The organism is Cryobacterium sp. TMT2-10, from assembly GCF_004403075.1.
GTDB lineage: Bacteria > Actinomycetota > Actinomycetes > Actinomycetales > Microbacteriaceae > Cryobacterium > Cryobacterium shii.
Genome location: NZ_SOGW01000097.1, coordinates 1 through 19,690, shown reverse-complemented (window position 1 = coordinate 19,690; position 19,690 = coordinate 1). Strand labels below are relative to the sequence as shown.

The window sequence follows — 19,690 nt, the reverse complement described above, 5'->3', positions numbered from 1 at the left end:
CCCGCCGCCGCGACGGCCGGCCCTGACCGCACCGGCCACGAAGCCGGCTGCCGTGACCGCTCTGCCGGCCGCGCGGAAGCCGCCGGCCGGGCCGGCGCATCCGGAGCTCTTCGCGTTCGACGACGAGCCGGCCGGCTCGCACACAGTGTCGCTGGAGCTCTCTCCGGAGGCGCACGCCCGCCTGACCCGGCGCGCAGCCACGCTCGGCGTCAGCGTCGAGGAGCTGCTGCGCGGTCTGATCTGACCGATGAATCGGCCACCGCGCCCGCAGCGCCGTTCACGGCCCTGTGCTGGTCACGGCCCTGTGCTGGTCACGGCCCTGTGCTGGTCATGACCGTGTGCTAGTCATGACCCATGACACGTTTCCTCGGAGTGGATCTGGCCTGGGGTGAGGGCAGCGCCACGAAACAGGCCAACGAATCCGGCCTCGCCTGCGTCGACGAGAACGGGCGCGTGCTCGACGCCGGCTGGGCCCGCGGCACGGATGCCGTGGTGCGGTGGATCGAACGGATGTGGGAACCGGGGGCCGTCCTCGCCATCGACGCGCCCCTCGTGGTCGACAACCCCTCCGGCATGCGACTCTGCGAGCGGGAGACCGGCAGCCGCTACGGTCGCTGGCACGTCGCCGCGAACGCCTCCAACCTGGGTCTCCCCTGGCTCGCCGGGGTCGCGGTGCGGCGCCGGCTCGAGGCCGCGGGCTGGACCTACACTGACGGCCTCTCCGCGGTGCCGCCGGCCGCCGCGAGCTTCTTCGAGTGCTACCCGTACACGACCCTGGTCGGCGCGGAGGAGCTGGGCTACTCCGACAGGCGTCCCCGGTACAAACGCATGGGCACCTCGTTTCCGCTCGGGGAACGCCGCACCGAGCGGGCGATCGTCTGCGATGACCTGATCCAGCGGATGTGGGGGCTCACCGGCGCCACCCCGCCGCTCGATCTGGGCTCGCATCCCGTCTCCGACGCCCTGATCACGACGGCCTCGCCCCTGCTCGACACGGCCTACAAGCACCGCGAAGACCTGATCGACGCCCTGCTCTGCGCCTGGACGGCGTCACTCTGGTGGCGGGAGGGCACCCGGCGCTGCCAGGTTCTGGGTGCCCGGGACGCCGTCTCGGACGACGGGCACCGGCCCACCATCATCGCGCCGGCCCGCCCGGAACAGCGCCGCGAAGCCGTCGTCCTGTCGGCGGCGCCGTCACAGTCGACGCCGTGCGGCTCTAGCGCACCGGGTACCAGCGGGCCTTGACCCGCTCGGTCACCTGCCACGACAACGGCTCGGCTCTGGCCTGGGTCGCCGCGACGACCTGGCGGCCGACCCGCAGAGCCATGCCCGTATCATTCGCCGTGAACCTGACCGTCGCCCGCGCCGATCCGGCGACCACGGCCAGGTCGGAGGCCTCCACGGTCGTCAACTCGGCGGCCGCGGCCGCCATGCCGGGCAGAACGGAGTCCGGGGTGACGCCCGGGCGGAGCGCCCCGATGATCAGGGTGATGCGGAACGAAGGCATCCTGCCAGCGTAGGGTGCCCGCTCCCCCGGGTGGCCACCGGGCGCGAAGAGGGGTTCACTGTTCACTGGATTTATCATGAAGAATCGAGGCACATCATGATCTGGCGCCGATCACTCCTGGTGCTCCAGGCCTTCCTGGCCGTCACCTCGTTCGCGGGCGGACTGGCCCTGATCCTGGGGCCGGCCATCGGCGGGCTCGGCATCACGCCCCCGCCGGAGTACCTGGCCGGCACCCCCTTCGACTCATATCTGGTGCCCGGCCTGATCCTGTTCCTGGTGGTCGGCGGCACCCACCTCGCCGCGTTCCTGCTGTTGTGGCGCCGCAACGGCCGGGCGGCGGCGGCAGCGGCCGCGGCGGCCGGGTTCGGCCTGCTGATCTGGGTGTTCGTGCAGATGGTGATCATCCCGTTCAGTGTCCTGCAGGCCGTCTATTTCGGCTTCGGCCTGCTCGAACTGGTGCTGGTGCTGCTCTCGCTCGACGTGGTCAACGCGCCGGATGCGCTCAACCCGAGGTCCGAGCAGCAGCCGACCCTTCCTCGGCCGGGAACCGCACCTCGACCTTCGCCCGGTCCGCCAGCTCGTCGCTGGACAGATGACCTAACCCGATGATCACGACGCTGGGCGCATGCCCGAGCTGGTCCAGGACCGACCCGATGTCCAGCCCGGCGTACGGGTCGTCGACATCGAGCACCTCGGGACGCACCCCGAACACCGCGTCGGCTTCCTCGATCAGCAGGACGGCCCCGCGGTGCTCCGCCTGTTCGAACAGCCGGGTCAGCTTCTCCTCGGTCTCGGCCAGGGTGGCCCCGACGATGTCCGTGACGGGAACGGTCACCAGCGGCTTGCCCAGTTCCCGGGCGACGGATGCGGCGGCCTCGGCCTTCCCCGCGGCGTCCGCTCCCGTGAGCACCGCGATGGCTCCCGCGCCGGCCAGCTTCACCACGTCGCGCACGGTTCCGACGACCGCGACCCGTTCGGACGCGTCCAGGGTGAAGGAGGCCATCACGGCGAAGGAGAGCCGGAGTGGCTCGGCAGCGGCCGCCCAGAGTGCGGTGAGAACCTCCGTGGTCAGCGGCGAGGGCGACAGCCAGACCTGCAGGACGTCGGCCGACCCCAGCGGCACGCTCAGCACGGGGTGGCGCTCGATGGCCGCCCGCGCCGTGCCGAATGCCCGGTGGCTGCCGGCATCCGTGTCGCCGTCGTCGCCGGGGTAGGCGCTGACCAGGTAGTGCAGCTCCGCGATCACGCGGCTGGGACCCCGCTGGGTTTCCTCTCGATAGGTGATCAGGCTGTCGTAGTAGAGGAACAGGTTGACGGACGGGCCGGACACGCCCGTGCGCGGTGCGTTGAGCGGGTACGCGGTGACCTCCAGCCCGATCGGCGGCGAGGAGAGCATCTGCAGGAGCGCGACCGTCGTCGAGGCGATGGCCTGGCCGTAGTTGGTGAGGGAGGACATAGTGGCTCCGGCTTCCGGCCGCGGGGGCCGCAGCCACTGTCACGGTACCCCGGGTCGCCGCGCAGGTCGAGGTGTCGCCGCGGCCAGGCCGGGCCGCGCCGCGCCCCGATGGGCCGGTCGCCGCGCCGTCGCCGTCGCAGTCGCCTACATAACGCTGTCGAGGAACGCCTTGGTGCGCGCGCTCTGCGGGTTGTCCAGCACCACTTCTGGCGGTCCGGATTCCACCACGACACCGCCGTCCATGAAGACGACGACGTCGGCGGCGCCCCGGGCGAACCCGATCTCGTGCGTCACGACGACCATCGTCATCCCGTCGGACGCCAGGGTGCGCATCACGTCGAGAACATCGCCGACCAGCTCGGGGTCGAGGGCGCTCGTCGGCTCGTCGAACAGGAGCAGCTTGGGGTCCATCGCCAGCGCGCGCGCAATCGCGACGCGTTGCTGCTGGCCGCCGGACAACTGGGCGGGATAGGACTGGGCCAGATTGGCGAGGCCGACCCGGTCGAGGAGTTCCAGCCCGCGGTCCCTGGCCTTCTGCTTGTTGATGCGGCGCACCCCGATCGGAGCGGCCGTGATGTTCTCCAGGGCGGTCATGTGGGGGAACAGGTTGAAGCGCTGGAAGACCATCCCGATCCCACGGCGCTGACGGGCGACCTCCCGCGGGTTCATCTCGAAGATCCGGTCCCGGCGCTGGGCATAGCCGACGAGCTCACCGTTGACCGAGATCCGGCCGCCGTCGATGCGCTCCAGGTGGTTGATACAGCGAAGGAAGGTCGACTTGCCGGACCCGGACGGCCCGAGCAAGCACATCACCTGGCCGGGGTTAACGGCGAGGGAGATGCCCTTGAGCACCTCGACGCCGCCGTAGCTCTTGCGCACCTTGAGCGCGCTCAGCAACGGTTCGACGGGCGCTGAGGCGGGAGCTTCGATGGTCATGAGGCGTCCTGGCTTTCGGTCCGGCGAACGGTGATCGGGCGGCGTCCGAGCAGGGCGCGCACCCGCTGGAAGGGCGTGGGCGGCAGGGTGCGGGCCTTGCCGCGCCCGTAATACCGCTCCAGGTAGTACTGCGGGATCGACAGCACCGAGGTGAGGAAGAGGTACCAGCAGCTGACCACGAGCAGGAGCTCGACCTGGCGAAGGTTCTGCGACGAGATCTGGGTGGCGACCGTGTACAGCTCCAGCACCGCGATCACCGACAACAGCGAGGTGTTCTTCAGCATCGAGATCGTCTCGTTGCCCATCGGCGGGATGATCACCCGCATGGCCTGGGGCAGCACCACCTTGAACAGGGTGAACACCGGGCTCATTCCCACCGAGTACGCCGCCTCGTACTGGCCTTCGTCGACCGAGAGCATGCCCGAGCGCACGATCTCCGCCGAGTAGGCCGCCTGGTTCAGGGTCAGGGCGAGCAGCCCCGCCGTTAGCGCCGGAATCAGGGTGTTGGTCTCCATGGAGAAGATCGTGAAGTCCGTGAACGGGATGCCCACCGAGATCTGCGCGTAGAGCAGGCCGAGGTAGCCCCAGAAGACGATCTGGATCAGCAGCGGGGTGCCGCGGAACGCCCAGACGTACAGCCAGGCCAGCGTGTTCATCACCGGATTGTTCGAGAGCCGCATCACGGCCAGGAGCACCCCTAGAACCGTGGACACCAGCATCGCGACGACCGTGAGGACCACGGTCAGCACGACGCCGCTTAGGATCCGCGGGTTGAAGATGAACTCGGTGATGGTGGGGTGGTTGATGTTCTCGTTCTGCCAGAGGGAGATCCCGAGGCTGACGAAGCCGATCAGCAGGAAGACGGCGAGGAACCAGCGCCACGGATGCCGCAGCGGAACCGCGACGATGTCGTCAGGATCGATCTGGGTGGCCGGCCCGGCCCCGACCGGGGTCGCCAGTGTCGCGTGCGCCAACGCTCAGGACCCGAGGTTGATTCCGGCCGCGTCAACGGCAAAGTCGCTCATGTCGTACTTGCCCAAAATCTTGGCGTACGACCCGTCCGCGATCACCGAATCCAGCGCGAGCATGAGCGCCTTGCTCAGCGCGGCATCCTTCTTCAGCACGCCGATGCCGGTGTACACCGGGTCGTAGCCGGCCGGGTTGGCCGGGTCGCGCACGACCTCGAAGAACTTCCCGTCGCCCGCGGTCTGCGCGGCGTAGGAGGCCACGGCGGAGTCCACCACGTCCGCGACGGCCTTGCCCGCCCGCACGGCGGTCTGCACGTCGGTCTCGAGCGGCAGTTCGGAGAGTTTCATCGGGCCGGGGCCGGCATCCGTGCACTGCTTGTCGTAGCCGCGGAGGATCTCGGCCTGCACGGTGGCTTTCTGCACCGCGACTTCCTGGCCGCACAGGTCCAGAACGGTCGCGATCTTGTTGGGGTTGCCGGCCGGAACGAGGATGGAGAAGCCGGCGTGGAGGTAGTCGACAAAGTCGACGGTCACCTGGCGCTCGGGGGTGTCGTTCATCCCCGACATGATCACGTCGTGCTTGCCGGACTGCAGGGACGGAATGATGCTGTCGAAGGCCTGAGTCTGCAGTTCCATCGTGACGCCGAGTTTCGCGCCGATGGCCTGTGCCAGGTCGTAGTCGAAACCGGTCAGTTTCTGGTTCTCGTCGAACATCTCCATCGGCGGGAACGGGATGTCGGAGGCGACCTTGATGATGCCGGCGTCCTTGTACTTCGCGGGCAGGGCTGCGGCGGCCGTCGCATCCACGTCGGCGGTCGACGGCGCCTTCTCGGTGGACGGCGCCGCGTCGGCGGTGGCGCAGGCGGAGAGCGCCAGCGTCGCCGCGATCCCGATCGATGCCACCATCAGCCACGACGGACCGGTGCGTTTTTCAGTGTTCATTCGTGCTCTCCAGACTGGGGTGTTGCTCGGGCTGGCCGGGACCGGGTGCGTCCAGGATGTTCGGGGGGGGGGGTTAGAAGGCGATGTCCACCGTGGAGGTGGTGAGGTCGGCCAGCACATCGGGCAGCACCTCGACGCCGATGCCGGGACCCGTGGGCACGCGCAAGTGACCATCCTCCAGCACGAAGGGGGCGGTGAGGTCCTGCGCATAGTAACGATTCGATGCGGAGGTGTCCCCCGGCAGCACGAAGTTCGGCAGTCCGGCGAGCGCGACGTTCGCGGCCCGGCCGATGCCGGTCTCCAGCATCCCCCCGCACCAGACCGGAACCCCGTGCGCCGCGGCGACATCGTGGATGCGGCGGGCCTCGAGGTAGCCGCCGACCCGCGCGGGCTTGACGTTGATGATGCTGCAGGCGCCGAGAGTGATCGCCGCGGCGGCGTCTCGGGCGGACTCGATGGACTCGTCGAGGCAGATCGGGGTCTTGATCAGTTTCGCCAGGGCCGCGTGCCCCAGGATGTCGTCTTCGGCCATGGGCTGCTCCATCAGGAGCAGGTCGAAGGGATCGAGTCGGGCGAGGTGACGGGCATCCGCGAGCGTGTACGCGGTGTTGGCGTCCACCTGCAGCAGGATGTCGTTGCCGAAGCGTTCCCGCACGGCGCGGACCGGGACGAGGTCCCAGCCGGGTTCGATCTTCAGCTTGATCCGCAGGTAGCCCTCGTCGAGGTAGCCGCCCACGGCTTCGAGGAGTTCCTCGATCGAGTCCATGATTCCCACGGAGACGCCGGCGGGCACGGTCTCGTGCACCGCACCCAGGTAACCGCCGAAGGACACCCCGGTTTCCTTGAGTTGGGCGTCGAGAATGGCCGTTTCGAGCACGGCCTTGGACATCGGATGCCCCTTCACCGGCGCCAGGGCCGTGGCGACGTGCTCGGCCGTCAAACGGTCGCCGAGCGCCTGGAGCCTCGGGATCAGGTGGTCACGCAGGACGAGGTCGCAGCCGTCGAGGAACTCGGAGCTGTACAGCGGGTCGGGTTCGGCGGCGCACTCGGCCCACCCCTCGGCGTCGGCGGTGCTCACCCGCACCAGCGTCGTCTCCCGTTCGGTGGCCGTTCCGAACGATGTCCGGAACGGGCTCACCAGGGGCAGGGTGACCCTGCGCAGTTCGATGTTCTCGATTCTCATTGCTGTCCTCCTGTTTCGAGCCGGTACCAGCCGCCTCGGGTGACTCCGACGGCCGAACGGCCCCGGCCGAATTCGGTGCTGAAGATGTCCCGCACGCTCGCCCGCCAGGCCGCTGCCTGCTCCGGATCGCGGCCGCGGAGGGCGACGATGTCGGTGGGCACGCGGCACCACAGTGAGCCGGCGCTCTCGGCGACGCTCGGCCGGCCGTCGGGCCCGATGCCGCGCACGTCGGCGGGGCCGAAGCCGGGCAGGACGGTGGCCAGGGGAACGCCCTCGCTGCAGGCGACGGATTCGCGGCTCGTCAAAGGCCAGACGGCGACCAGCCGGTCGCTCTGGTCGCCGGCGTTGATGTCGTCCTCCATCAGGCCGTAGAAGTTCTCGAGGTACTCGTCGGCGTGCGCCCCCAGCTTCGTGAGGTTGAACCGGGCATTACGGCTGACCAGGGGGTCGAAGGTCCAGGTCATGGTCTCGATCCCCCGGATCAGGGCCCAGGCCCGCTGGTGCTGCTTGAGGGCGAATCCGACACCGTTGTCGGCGAGGCCCGGCAGCACGCCCGCGATCAGGGAGTACATGGACGCGTTCCCCGGCGACACGATCGCCGCGGCCGCCCCGCAGAGCGTCCCGTTCTCGGAGTACGCGGCCGTGACGTTGCAGCCGGCGTGGCTGATGCTGCGCAGCAGATCCGTCGGGATCGGCGCTCCGTGCGGCGACGTTCCCCACACGGTGATCAGCAGGGCTTCCACGTCTCGGAGCCGATCCAGGTCAGACTCGTCGACGACGCGGATCCGGGCCGCTGCTGCCGCCCGGGCCGACGCGTCTCGCGCCTGGCGGACGAGCGGACTGACTTCGAGGCTGAGGGACATGGTCCAAGTGTGGTCAGAACCCGGCGCTCGATCCTCGTCGACCAGCACGAAGCTTAAGTGAATTCATTGTCGTGCAGCACAATAAGCCGCTACGGTTGCCGGGTGATGCAATCGAATCCGCCTGGACCGGGCATTGGCATTGGCGTCGCCGAACTGCTGCAGATTCTCGACGGCTCCGGCCTGCGCCTCGCCTCGCACCTGACCCGGATCCGCCTGCCCCTGACCAGTCCGACGCTGCACGACCCGCTCGGCACCGAGACCGGCCGGCGCAGCGGCATCCTCCTGGGCATCGGTCTGCACCCGGCCGCGCCGCAATCCGCGGAGGCCGTGCGGAACGCGGCCCGGCGGGGATTCGGCGCGGTCGTCGTGAAGTCGCTCGGGTTGAGCGTGGAGACCCTCGCGGCCGTCGCCGACGCCGAGGGAATCGCCCTGCTGGTCGTGGACGACGAGCTCGAGTGGCGCCAGGTGGACTCGCTCATGAATTCCGCCTTGACCACGGCGAGTGAGGCCGACAGCTCCCTCTCGGCCACCCCGGTCGGCGACCTGTTCGCGCTGGCCAACGCGATCGCCGCCCTGATCGGCGGTGCGACCGCGATCGAGGACCTCCAGACGCACATCCTCGCCTATTCGACCGTGCCGGGACAGGTGATCGACGACGATCGACGGGAGGGCATCCTCGGCCGGCAGGTGCCGGACCTGCCGGAGAACGCCGAGCAGTATGCGTCGGTGTTCCGGGCTCCGGGTGCGGTGCGGGTGCCCGGCCTGCCTCCGGGCCTGGACCGGCTGGCCGTGGCCGTCCGGGCCGGCGTTCAGCCGCTCGGCTCGATCTGGGTCGTCGACGCAGCCGCAGACCTCGACAGCGATGCCCTGCGTGCGCTCGAACGGGCCGCCGACATCGCCGCGCTGCACCTGCTGCGCGCCCGGAGCACCGCGGACCTGGCCCGCCAGCAGCGCGCCGAACTGCTGCGCCGGCTGCTCGAGGGCGGAGACGATTCCAGGCTCCTCGCCACCCAGCTGGGGCTGGACGCCGCCGGACCGTTCGTGGTGCTGGCGTTCCAGCCGGATCTGGCGGCAACCGGCGACGAGCTGCGGCTGTTGAGACTGATCGACCTGATCGCGATCCAGTGCGAGGCCCACCAGCACAACGCCGAATGCGTCGTGATCGGCGGCGAGGTCTACGCGCTGTTCAGCGGCGCGGCCGGGTCAGACCCGACGGGCGTCGAGGCCCTGGCGGCCCGGGTCGCGGACCGCTCGGCCACGGCATTCGGCATCACCGTGCGCGCATCCGTGGGGTCGGTGGTCTCGGCCCTGGCCGGCATCGCCCGGTCGCGGCACGACGCCGACCTGGTGCTGCTGCTCGTCGGGACTCTCCCGGGAGCCGGCTCCGTGGCGAGCGCCAGGGACGAGCGCAGCCGGCTGACGCTCCTCGAACTCGCGGAGATCTTCCGCCGCACCCCGCGGCTCGTTTCCGAGCAGGCGAATCGGGTGCTCGAGACGGATGCCCGCACGGGCACCGACTACGCCAAGACCCTGCGTACCTATCTGGACTGTTCGCGCGATTCGGCCGTCACGGCCGGCCGGCTGTCGGTGCATCAGAACACCCTCCGGTACCGCCTACGCCGGGCTCAGGAGCTGTTCGGGATCGACCTCGATGACGCGGACGACACCCTGACCCTGTGGCTCAGCCTGCGGGTGGCCGAATTCGACTGACCGTTTGCCCGAGCCTCACCACTCTGAGCCTCACCAGTCTTAGCCTCACCAGTCGGTGCGTTCGCGCTCCTGGGCGACGACCTCGTCCCGGTCGACGAGGCGGCGCAGACCGGCGAGCGGCTGCGCCATCCGGTGATTTCCGCGGATGCGCGGCTCCACCCGGTCGAGGAAGGCCCAGTACCCGGCGGTGAACGGGCACGCGTCCTCGCCCAGTCGCTTCTTCGGGTTGAACGTGCACGAGCCGCAATAGTCGCTCATCTTCGAAATGTACGCGCCACCGGAGGCATAGGGCTTGGTGGCGACGATTCCGCCGTCGGCGTGCTGGGACATCCCGACGACGTTCGCGGGCATCACCCACGGCGTGCCGTCGACGAAGGCGTTCGTGAACCAGTCGGTGAGTTCCGCCGGCCGGTACCCGCGTTGCAGCGCCCAGTTGCCGAGCACCATCAGGCGCTGAATGTGGTGGGCATGTCCCGTGCGGCGCACCTGGTCGAGCACGTGGCTCACGCACTTCGCCCGCACGCCCTGTCCGTCGAGTTCGAGGAACTCCCGCGGCACCGGCACCTGCGCATCCAGGAAATTACTGCGCCGCACGTAATCCTCGCCGAGGTGCCAGTAGAGGTGCCAGACCCAGTCCCGCCAGCCCATGATCTGCCGCACGACTGCCTCCACGCTCTGCAGCGGCGCTCCCCCGGTCTCGTAGGCCAGGACAACGGCGTCGATCACCTCGCGCGGATGCAGCAGCCCCAGATTCAGGGGAACGCTCAACCGCGAGTGGGCCATGGCGTCGTCGCCGAGCAGGGAGGCGTCCTCGAACGGTCCGAAGTCGCCCAGCCGCGTCTCGACGAAGTCGGCGAGCGCCGCCAGCGCCTCCGTGCGGGTCGCCGCGAACCGGCGTGGGCCGTCGTCCCCGATCAGACGGATGCGCCCTTCCGCCTGCCACCGGTCCAGGTCGGCGCGCACCTGTTCGTCGATGTCGTCCTCGACCGGGCGATACGGGTCGGGCAGGCCCAGGCTCACCGCGCCCTTCGGCGGCGGCTGACGGTTGTCGTGGTCAAAGTTGAACCGGCCGCCCTCCGGGTCGGGGCCGCGCATCAGCAGTCCCGTGTCGGTGCGCACCTGGCGGTAGAACTGGTCCATGATCAGCCGCGACGGCGGCCGCCCCGCCGCCCAGGCGGAGAAGTCCGCTTCGCTGGTGACGAAGCCGCGGCTGGGCAACACGTGCGCGCCGAGTTCCTGCACGAGGGCGCGGGAACCCCAGGAGGTGGGATTGATCACCTCGAGCTCACGACCGGTGAGAACGTCCCGGTAGTGATCGGCGCGGAGGTATTCCACCCGGTCGCCCAGCTCCCTGGCCCGGTGGCGCAGGGCGCTGAGGATCAGGTGCGCCTTGGCCCGGTGGTACGGGCGGCGCCCGAGCACCCCCACGGCCTCCACCATCACCAGCGGTCCGCCGTCATCGAAGTGGGGACCGAGCTGATCGGCAAACAGGAAGCGTGGCGGCATGGTGCTTCCGAGCCTAGATCACCCGGTCCCGCCCTGCCATGGTCGCCGAGCCCGCCCCGTGTTCCACCGGCCCCCGGTCCCGGTGCCGGTCCCGGTGCCGGTGCCGGTGCCCGTGCCCGTGCCCCAACGAATTCGACGGAGATTTTGCCCGAATCGGGATCAAACACCCGCAATCGCACTTTTTAGAGCCGTTTCTCCGTCGAATTGGTTCGCCGGGCATCCACTCCACCCTCGCTGCACGCGCCCTTGCCCGGCGGCCGGCGCTCACCTCAGTGCCCCAACGAATTCGACGGAGATTTTGCCCGAATGGAGCCCAAACCGCCTGAAACCCTGTTTTTGGATCAGAATCTCCGTCGAATTGGTTCGGCGCCGGACGCCGCGCCCGACCCTCGAGGAGCAGCGCCGAGCTTCGAAGCCGATGCCCAGCAACCACGGGTTAGCCTCTCTCCATGGGCAGGTTCGTAGACAGCTGGCGGTCACATCTCCTGGTGACATTTTCCGGGAACAGCGAGGGCCGGCCGAACTGGGTCGACAAGATCGAGCTCGGCGACGACGCGGGGTTCTTCGGCCCGGGCTCGGCCTCGTGGGCCGTTCACGGCGGGATGGCCACGATGGTCGCCGGCATCCGTGCACTGCTGATGCAGACCCTGCACCCGGGCGCCATGGCCGGCGTGCACGACTGGTCGCGCTATCAGGAGGACCCCCTCGGGCGTCTCGCCGGCACGATCCAGTGGCTGGTCACGGTGACCTTCGCCGACACCAAGCTGGCCGAGCTCGAATCGTCCCGGGTGGGGCGCTTCCATGACCGGGTGACGGGCACCTACCGCGACGCCCAGGGCATCGAACGCCCCTATGCGGCCGGCGACCCCGAGCTGCTGGCCTGGGTGCACATCGTCTTCACCGACGCCTTCCTGCAGTCCCACACGATCTGGGGTGACGCCATTCCGGGCGGCGCCGACGGCTACGTGCGCGAATGGGCGAAGGCGGGAGAACTGGTCGGCGTGCGAAACCCGCCGCTGTCGGCCGCCGAACTGAAGCAACAACTCGACGCGTTCAAGGATGCCGGCGTGCTCAAGAGCGACGAGCGCGTCGCCGAGGCGGTGCGTTTCATCCGCAACCCCCCGCTCCGGCCCGCGATGATGCCGTTCTACCGGGTCATGTTCGCCGGCGCGGTCGCGTCGATCCCCCGCGAATACCGTGACCTGCTCGGCCTCCGGCGGTCGATGCTGCCCGCGGTCTGGGCCACGGGCGCGGTGCTCGGCGCGGTGCGGTTCCTGCTCGGCCGCTCGTCGTCCTCGGAGGACGCGGCCCGGGCCCGGATCAAACGTCTCGCCGCCGCGAACCCCGCCTAGCCTCGGACCGGACGTCCGGATGCCGGGATGCCGGGATGCCGGGCCGTGCACACCGCCGGGCCTCGCACACTGCGGCGCGGAGGTACACCCCCTTGCCGCACGGACGTATTTGAGGAAATCTCTGAGAATGAGAGAAAACGACTGGGTCCTGAACGTCCACTGCCGGGAGTGCGGAATCGGTGGTACAGCCCACGTCGGGAACGACCGCCGCATTGTCTGGCCGCTCATCGTGCACGAGTCCAACTGCGAACTCGCCGACGCGCAGGATCTTGTGGAGTCGAGGCACGGCGAGTCGGTGTACGGCCGGCAGCCCGCTTTCGCACGCTGACCCCGGCGCCTTCGCGCACTGACCCCGTCGCAGAACACCGCCTCTTACCCCTGGTACCCCTCGCCGAACCGTGAGAAGACCTTGTTTCCGGAACGGAAACAGGGGCGCAACTCACGGTTCGGCGATGAAACGGGCGGCGATGAAACGGGCGGCGAGGAAACCGGCGACGAGGCAACGGGCGACGAGCGGCAGCCGAGTAACGGCTACCGGACGGGCGCGAAGAAGGCCGCGATGGCCGCGCTCAGCGCGAACGGGTCGTTCACGTGGCAGAGTTCGCGGGCCGAGTGCATCGACAGGAGCGGGATTCCGACGTCGACCGTGCGGATGCCGAGCCTCGTCGCCGTCAGCGGACCGATGGTCGAGCCGCACGGCACGTTGTTGTTCGACACGAACTCCTGATATTCCACGCCGGCCTGGGCACAGACACCTGCCCAGAGTGCCGCACCGCCGGCATCCGTCGCGTAACGCTGAGTCGCGTTGATCTTCAGCAACGGCCCCCCGCCCGCCACGGGCCGGTTGGCCGGGTCGTGCTTCTCCGGGTAGTTGGGGTGCACGGAGTGACCGGCGTCGGCCGATAGGCACCACGAACCGGCGTAAGCACGCAACCGCTCACTGACGGATGCCCCGAGCCCCGCCCCGATCCGGGTCAGGATGTCGTCGAGCAGCGGTGCGCTCGCGCCGGAGCGGGTCTGGGAACCGAGTTCCTCGTGGTCGAAGGCCGCGAACACCAGGATCTGATCACTGGGCTCCGGCGCGGCGAGCAGCGCCACCAGGCCGGCATGCACCGAGGACAGGTTGTCCATCCGGCCGGCGGCGAACAGTGCGTCGTCCAGGCCGAACCGGGCGGGGGCCGCCGTGTCGGCGGTGAGGATGTCGTACCCCGCGACCTCTTCCCCCCGCAGCCCGGCGAGTCCGGCAAGGTGCCCGACCAGGTCGGCCTGGCCGGCCTCCCCCACACCGAAGACCGGGGTCAGGTGTCGCTGCCGGTCGAGGGTGAGGCCCGTGTTGGCATCACGGTCGAGGTGGATGGCCAGCTGTGGGATGCGGCAGAACGGTCCGGTGCGCACCAGGTGCTCGGAGCCGTCGATGGTGGTCAGCCGGCCGGCGAGCTCGAGCTCGCGGTCGAGCCAGGAGTTGAGCAGTGGGCCGCCGTAGACCTCGACGCCGGCCTGCAGCCATCCGTGGGCCCCGATGGTCGGCTTCGGCTTGAGCTTGAACCCGGGCGAGTCGGTGTGGGCGCCCAGGATGCGGAACGGCGTCGTCGGGCCCGCGCCGGCCGGTTGCACCCAGGCGATGACCGCGCCGTCACGAACGACGTAGCGCCGTCCGGCCTCACCGGACCACTTCTCGGCTTCGTCGACACGGCTGAAGCCGGCGGAGTCCAGGCGTCGGGCGACCTCCGCGGCCGCGTGGTATGACGACGGGGAGGCGGTGATGAAGCGGGCGAAATCGTCGGTGTGGGTGGCGACGCTGGTTGGCGGGAAGGTCATGCATCCATCCAACCACTGGGGCGGGCGGGCCGGGCGCCCGGTCCCCGCCGCATCCCCTCCGTCAGGTGCGGAAAGTCCGGAAAGGTGCGATTCTCTCCACCGAAGCACCGAAGCACCGCAAGCACCCCGACCGTTGGGAGACCCGTGACTGAGAGCCCACCGCCCCGGGTGGCGTGCGCCGGGGTCATCTTCGACCTCGACGGGGTGGTCACCGACATGGCGTCGGTGCACGCGGCGGCCTGGAAGGCCCTCTTCGACGAGGTGCTGCCCGGCCTCTCCGCCACCCCCCAGCGCCCGTTCGACTCCGACGACTACCGGGGCTTCATCGACGGGCGCCTGCGGGAGGACGGCATCCGTTCCTTCCTGGCGTCCCGCGGCCTGACAGCGCCCGACGGGCCGGCGGCCGCAGCACGGCCCGCAGACCGGGCCGAAGCCGGGCTGACGGTGGCCGCCCTGGCCGAGCGCAAGCAGGAGCTGTTCCACGAGCTCCTCGAGGTCTCGGGGGTGCTCGCCTTCCCCGACGCGGTCACCCTGATCCGTCGGCTTCGCGCGGAGGGGATTCCGCGCGCACTGGTGTCCTCGAGCCGCAATGGCGCTGCCGTGCTCGCCGCCGCGGGAATCTCAGACCTGTTCGACGTGCGAGTCGACGGCGCCGACGCGGCCCGCCTGGGGCTGCCCGGAAAACCCGATCCTGCCCTCTTCGTGGAGGCCGCCCGCCGGTTGGGCGTGCCTCCGCCGCTGCTGGCCGTGATCGAGGATGCCGAGGCGGGCGTCCGGGCCGCGGCGCGCGGCGGCTTCGGACTGGTGATCGGCCTCGACCGCACGAACACGGGCGACCGGTTGCGGGACGCAGGCGCCGACCTCGTGGTCTCCGGGCTCGGCGACCTCGACCCGGCCGGGCTGGACCTGGCCGAGTTCAACGGCACGATCACCGAGCCACCAGGCCAGCCGGCCAACCCGGATGAACCGGCGGACCGGGCCGACCCGGCAGCCGACCCCACGCCCGACCCCACGACCGATCCCACCGGCGGCTGGGCCGGCGGCGAGTCGGGGAGCGACCCCTGGCTGCTCCGATACGACGGCTTCGACCCCGCCACCGAGGGGCTCCGCGAAGCGCTCTGCACGCTCGGCAACGGCTACTGGGGCACCCGGGGAGCGGCACCCGAAACCGACGCGGATGACGTGCACTACCCCGGCACCTACCTTGCCGGCGTCTACAACCGGCTGCGCACCGATCTGGGCACCCACTGGGTCGAGGACGAGAGCGTGGTCAACGCCCCCAATTGGCTGCCGCTCTGGTTCCGGGTGGCCGACGACGACTGGTTCCGGCCGAGCAGCCCCCAGGTGCAGACCTACCGGCAGGAACTGGACCTGCGGCGCGGCCTGCTCACCCGGGTCGTGCGGTTCCGCGACGACGCCGGCCGCACCACCCGGGTCACCACCCGCCGTTTCGTCTCCCAGGCCGCCCCGCACGCCGCCGTGCTGGAGACGACGTTCGAGGCCGAGGACTGGTCCGGGCCGATCACCGTCAGGTCCGCCCTGGACGGCCGGATCGCGAACCGCAACGTGGCCGCAGACCGGCTCCTCGCGAGCCGCCACCTCATCCCCCGCACGAACGTGGCCATCGACGCGGACACCCTGCTGCTGGAGATGGAAACCACCCAGTCCGGCATCCACATCGCCATGGCGGCGCGCACCCGGGCCTTCGCGGGCGACGAAATCCTGGCCCCGGAACGCCGGGTGCAGACGGATGACGCGGGCTGGGTCGCGCAGGAATTCGAGCTGCAGCTGAGCCCGGGCCGGCCGGTCAGGGTGGAGAAGATCGTGTGCGTCAGCACCTCACGGGACCGGGCGATCGCCTCCCCGGCCCGGTCGGTGACGACCTGGCTTCGCCGGCTGACCGACCCGGCCGAGCTCCTCGCCGCGCACGAACGGGAGTGGGAGATCCTCTGGGACGAGTTCGCCGTGCAGCTGAAAACGGGCACGCGCCAGTCGCTCGCGCTCAATCTGAACACCTTCCACGTGCTGCAGACCCTGGCCGACGTCGACGCCGACCTGGACGCCAGCATCCCGGCCCGCGGCCTGCACGGCGAGGCGTACCGCGGACACATCTTCTGGGACGAGCTGTTCGTCTACCCGATCCTCACCCTGCGTCGGCCGGACCTCAGCCGGGTGCTGCTCGGCTACCGCTACCGCCGCCTGAACGAGGCGCGGGCCGCGGCCCGCGAAGCCGGTTTCGAGGGGGCGATGTTCCCGTGGCAGAGCGGGATCGACGGGCGGGAGGTGACCCCCACCGAATTCCTCAACGTGCGCACCGACGAGTGGATGCCCGACAACACCCGGCTGCAGCGGCATGTGGGCCTCGCCGTCGCGTACAGCGTCTGGCAGTACTACCAGTCCACCGGCGACACCGACTTCCTGATCCACCAGGGCGCCGAGCTTCTGCTCGAGGTGGCGCGGTTCTTCGCCAGCCTGGCCCGGTACGACGAGGCCGACGACCGCTACGACATCGTGGGCGTGATGGGGCCGGACGAATTCCATGACGGCTACCCGGACGCCCCCGGGGAGGGCCTCCGGAACAACGCGTACACCAATGTCATGGCGGCGTGGGTGCTGCTCCGGGCGGCGGAAACGGTTTCCCTGCTCGAACGAAGATACTGTCGCCCGCTCTGGAGCCGGCTGCGCCTGCGGCCGGAGGAGGTCAGGCGCTGGGAGCACATCAGCCCACGGTTGCGGGTCCCGTTCATGGCCGACGGGGTGCTCAGCCAGTTCGAGGGTTACGAGGCCCTGCCCGAGCTCGATTGGGCCGGCTACCGGGCCCGGTACGGTTCGATCGGCCGCCTGGACCTCATCCTCAATGCCGAAGGCGACAGCACCAACAACTACCGGGCATCGAAGCAGGCCGACGTTCTGATGCTGCTCTACCTGTTCTCCGCCGAGGAACTGCGCGAGCTGCTCGGCGGCATGGGCTACTCCCTGCCGCCCGAGGCCGTGGTGCGCACCGTCGACTTCTACGCCGCCCGCTCCACCCACGGGTCGACCCTGAGCAATGTCGTGCACTCCTGGCTGGAGGCCCGCCGCGACCGCGAACGGTCCTGGCAGTTCCTGAACCAGGCGCTCGACAGCGACCTCGCGGACATCCAGGGTGGCACCACGCACGAAGGCATCCACCTCGGGGCGATGGCCGGCTCGGTCGACATGGTGGTGCGCTGCTACACCGGGCTGGAGATCCGGGACAACATGCTCTGGCTGCACCCGGTGCTCCCGGCTGAACTGACCTGGGTGGCGTTCGGCATCAACTACCGGGAGCAGCCGATCCGGCTGGAGCTGACGCCCACGAATCTGAGGCTGCACCTGCACGCCGGCGGCGCCACCCCGATCCGGGTGCGCGTCGAGGGCCGCGAAGCGATCCTCTCCCCCGGACAGACCCGCGACTTCCCGCTCGGACCCTAGCGGCCGACCCTGGTCCGAGGCTGCGGCGGATGCTGCGCGGGCCTTGCAGGCACCCGCACCCCGGCGTGTACTGGAGGGGACTTCACCTTCATACGTTCCGACTCCACCCATGGACGCCAAGAGAGGAAACCATGTCCACGATGATCTTCGTCAACCTGCCCGTCGCCGACCTGAAGCGGTCCACCGACTTCTTCAGCGCACTCGGCTATTCCTTCGACCCCCGGTTCACGGATGAGAACGCCGCCTGCCTGGTCATCGACCAGGACCACGTCTACGCGATGCTGCTCACCACGGAGATGATGAAGCGATTCACCCGCAAGTCGATCGTGAACGCACGCGAGGGCACCGAGGCCATCCTCGCCCTCAGCGCCGACAGCCGGGAGGCGGTCGACGCCCTCGCCGACAAGGCACTCACCTCCGGCGGCAGCGCCTCCAATCCCCCCGACGACCAGGGCTACATGTACAGTCGCAGCTTCCAGGACCCGGACGGGCACCTCTGGGAGGCGTTCTGGATGGACCTGGCGGGAATGGAGAATTCCGCCACGCAGCAGGCCGCAGACCAGGCCGCCGGCGTCTCCGACGTGCAGCGGTAGCCCGGTCTGGTCTGCCGGTCTGCCGGTCTGCCTCACACCTCTGTCTGCAGGGCCGCCCGCGCGAACGCGGCCCCGCCGGGCGTGATGGCCCACCGCAGGTAATCGTCGCTGCGGTCGATCACGCCCAACTGGTGGAGCAGCCGCCACTTCGTCAGCACGAGGGCGAACGCGGCAGCGCCGGAGAGCGGCTCCCCGTCCGGTTGCACCCAGCCGACGGTTTCGAGGCTGAGGGCCAGCATCTCCTTGAACAGCTCGCTCTCGTCGAAGCCCCGCCGGGCGATCAGCAGCAGCAGCAGGTTGATCGCATCCGTCTCCACCGCGGAGCGGCTGACGTGGATGGTGCGGGCGAGATGCCACCACAGCTCACGCGGCGCCTCGGCGAGCGCCCGGCCCCGGCTGGTCTGCAGCAGGCTGCCCCGGGTCACCCGCAGCAGGCCGACCCTGACCAGGTGCTCGCGCAGTTCCCGCAGCGGCAGGATGTGCACCTCCCGGTTCACGGCCACCGGCCAGCCCCAGTCCAGCTCGGTGGTGGCCTCGACCACGATCGCGGGAGGGAGGAAGCCGGCCGCGGTCAAACGGATGCCGTCCGCGCCGACGCGGCGCAGCATCCACTGCACATGCCCCACCATCCGGCGCATCGCCCGCTCGTGCAGCAGAATCGTGTCGGTCACCCGGGCCTCCGCCACCACCAGCCGGAAGCCCGCGATGGAGTCGGGGTGCATGCGGGTTTCGAGTTCCTGGATGACCTTCACGCTGCGAGCATAGCGAGTCCCGATCGGGGGCCGGACGCACCCGGGCGAGACCGGTCCGGTCCGGCCCGACGCTGACGTAGCCTTGGACGCATGGCCAGAGACATCGCAACTTCCACCGTCGTCGACCGTGACGGCATGCTCGACTTCGTTCGCCCGCGGCACCGGATGCTGCTGGCCACCACCCGCGCCGACGGCCGCCCACAGATCTCGCCGGTCGCCGGCGGGGTGGACCCCGACGGCCGGATCGTGATCTCCTCGTACCCGTCCCGGGCCAAGACCCGCAACGCCGAGCGCAATGTGCACGCCTCCGTGCTGGTGCTCTCCGACGACTGGGACGGCGGCTGGATCCAGGTCGACGGCGACGCCGAGGTGCTGCACATGCCCGAGGCGGCCGACGGTCTCGTCGAGTACTTCCGCTGCATCGCCGGCGAGCACTCGGACTGGGCCGAGTACCGGGCCGCCATGGCCCTGCAGGACAAGTCGCTGATCCGCATCGTGCCTACCCGCTGGAGCCCGATCGGCACCGGCGGCTTCCCCGCCGACGTGGCCGCCCGGCTCGACGCGCTCTAGTCCCCCACCGGCCCGCCCGCAGCCCGCGCCTGCCCACACTCGCCCGCGCCCGACCTCCCGCCCCTGCCCGCGCCCGCGCCC

18 protein-coding genes and 1 pseudogene are annotated in these 19,690 nt (G+C 70.0%); 9 read left to right on the top strand and 10 right to left on the bottom strand.

Features of this window, described 5'->3' with window-relative positions:
• Together E3T37_RS16885 and E3T37_RS11530 are read left to right on the top strand one after the other, a co-directional pair.
• Positions 1-244: pseudogene (locus tag E3T37_RS16885) on the top strand (hypothetical protein); the annotation flags it as partial.
• 110 nt (positions 245-354) lie between these two features.
• Positions 355-1,245 carry a DUF429 domain-containing protein gene (locus tag E3T37_RS11530; protein ID WP_134366926.1) on the top strand — a complete coding sequence of 297 codons (891 nt, stop codon included), beginning with the start codon at positions 355-357 and terminating at the stop codon, positions 1,243-1,245.
• Here E3T37_RS11530 and E3T37_RS11525 read toward each other — a convergent pair.
• A complete protein-coding gene (locus E3T37_RS11525) occupies positions 1,217-1,507 on the bottom strand; it encodes a hypothetical protein (RefSeq protein ID WP_134366924.1) in 291 nt (96 codons plus the stop codon). The genes E3T37_RS11530 and E3T37_RS11525 overlap by 29 nt on opposite strands.
• 96 nt (positions 1,508-1,603) lie before the next feature.
• Here E3T37_RS11525 and E3T37_RS11520 point away from each other — a divergent pair, with 96 nt between their 5' ends.
• Positions 1,604-2,116, top strand: coding sequence for a hypothetical protein (locus E3T37_RS11520; RefSeq protein ID WP_174844098.1), 513 nt, complete (start codon positions 1,604-1,606; stop codon positions 2,114-2,116).
• Here the strand turns inward: E3T37_RS11520 and E3T37_RS11515 are convergent.
• From E3T37_RS11515 to E3T37_RS11490, 6 genes are all read right to left on the bottom strand, one after another.
• A complete protein-coding gene (locus tag E3T37_RS11515) occupies positions 2,010-2,963 on the bottom strand; it encodes an AAA family ATPase (RefSeq protein ID WP_134366922.1) in 954 nt (317 codons plus the stop codon). The genes E3T37_RS11520 and E3T37_RS11515 overlap by 107 nt on opposite strands.
• A gap of 144 nt (positions 2,964-3,107) precedes the next feature.
• On the bottom strand, positions 3,108-3,899 hold the full coding sequence (locus E3T37_RS11510; RefSeq protein WP_134366921.1) for an amino acid ABC transporter ATP-binding protein: 792 nt from the start codon (positions 3,897-3,899) through the stop codon (positions 3,108-3,110).
• Entirely contained in the window at positions 3,896-4,873 is a 978-nt protein-coding gene (locus E3T37_RS11505; protein ID WP_241975808.1) for an amino acid ABC transporter permease, read from the bottom strand. The genes E3T37_RS11510 and E3T37_RS11505 overlap by 4 nt, the downstream gene beginning before the upstream one ends.
• Before the next feature lie 3 nt (positions 4,874-4,876).
• Positions 4,877-5,809, bottom strand: coding sequence for an ABC transporter substrate-binding protein (locus E3T37_RS11500; protein WP_134366919.1), 933 nt, complete (start codon positions 5,807-5,809; stop codon positions 4,877-4,879).
• 73 nt (positions 5,810-5,882) lie between these two features.
• Positions 5,883-6,992, bottom strand: coding sequence for an o-succinylbenzoate synthase (gene menC, locus E3T37_RS11495; protein ID WP_134366918.1), 1,110 nt, complete (start codon positions 6,990-6,992; stop codon positions 5,883-5,885).
• Entirely contained in the window at positions 6,989-7,855 is an 867-nt protein-coding gene (locus E3T37_RS11490) for a hypothetical protein (RefSeq protein WP_134366917.1), read from the bottom strand. Before E3T37_RS11490 ends, menC begins: the two co-directional genes overlap by 4 nt.
• A gap of 105 nt (positions 7,856-7,960) precedes the next feature.
• Here E3T37_RS11490 and E3T37_RS11485 point away from each other — a divergent pair, with 105 nt between their 5' ends.
• Entirely contained in the window at positions 7,961-9,565 is a 1,605-nt protein-coding gene (locus E3T37_RS11485; protein WP_241994564.1) for a CdaR family transcriptional regulator, read from the top strand.
• Between the two features lie 45 nt (positions 9,566-9,610).
• On the opposite strand, the gene E3T37_RS11480 is transcribed toward E3T37_RS11485, so the two are convergent.
• The gene (locus E3T37_RS11480) at positions 9,611-11,071 is read right to left on the bottom strand and encodes a cryptochrome/photolyase family protein (RefSeq protein ID WP_134366915.1); all 1,461 of its coding nucleotides are present in this window, start codon (positions 11,069-11,071) and stop codon (positions 9,611-9,613) included.
• A 449-nt stretch (positions 11,072-11,520) separates the two neighbouring features.
• Between E3T37_RS11480 and E3T37_RS11475 the strand changes: the two genes are divergently transcribed.
• Both E3T37_RS11475 and E3T37_RS11470 read left to right on the top strand, forming a co-directional pair.
• Positions 11,521-12,423: an oxygenase MpaB family protein gene (locus tag E3T37_RS11475; RefSeq protein ID WP_134366914.1), complete on the top strand. Its 903-nt coding sequence runs from the start codon at positions 11,521-11,523 to the stop codon at positions 12,421-12,423.
• A gap of 127 nt (positions 12,424-12,550) precedes the next feature.
• A complete protein-coding gene (locus E3T37_RS11470; RefSeq protein WP_134366913.1) occupies positions 12,551-12,751 on the top strand; it encodes a hypothetical protein in 201 nt (66 codons plus the stop codon).
• Positions 12,752-12,954: 203 nt separating this feature from the next.
• Here E3T37_RS11470 and E3T37_RS11465 read toward each other — a convergent pair whose 3' ends face one another.
• Positions 12,955-14,241, bottom strand: a complete 1,287-nt coding sequence (locus E3T37_RS11465; RefSeq protein WP_134366912.1) for a M18 family aminopeptidase — start codon at positions 14,239-14,241, stop codon at positions 12,955-12,957.
• Positions 14,242-14,385: 144 nt separating this feature from the next.
• On the opposite strand from E3T37_RS11465, the gene E3T37_RS11460 reads away from it, so the two are divergent.
• A complete protein-coding gene (locus tag E3T37_RS11460; RefSeq protein WP_241994563.1) occupies positions 14,386-17,694 on the top strand; it encodes an HAD-IA family hydrolase in 3,309 nt (1,102 codons plus the stop codon).
• A gap of 131 nt (positions 17,695-17,825) precedes the next feature.
• A complete protein-coding gene (locus E3T37_RS11455; protein WP_134366911.1) occupies positions 17,826-18,287 on the top strand; it encodes a VOC family protein in 462 nt (153 codons plus the stop codon).
• Between the two features lie 32 nt (positions 18,288-18,319).
• Here E3T37_RS11455 and E3T37_RS11450 read toward each other — a convergent pair whose 3' ends face one another.
• Positions 18,320-19,039 (bottom strand): hypothetical protein, encoded by a 720-nt coding sequence (locus tag E3T37_RS11450; protein WP_134366910.1) that lies wholly within the window; start codon positions 19,037-19,039, stop codon positions 18,320-18,322.
• A 90-nt stretch (positions 19,040-19,129) separates the two neighbouring features.
• Here E3T37_RS11450 and E3T37_RS11445 point away from each other — a divergent pair, with 90 nt between their 5' ends.
• The gene (locus tag E3T37_RS11445) at positions 19,130-19,609 is read left to right on the top strand and encodes a PPOX class F420-dependent oxidoreductase (RefSeq protein WP_134366909.1); all 480 of its coding nucleotides are present in this window, start codon (positions 19,130-19,132) and stop codon (positions 19,607-19,609) included.
• Positions 19,610-19,690 lie beyond the last annotated feature (81 nt).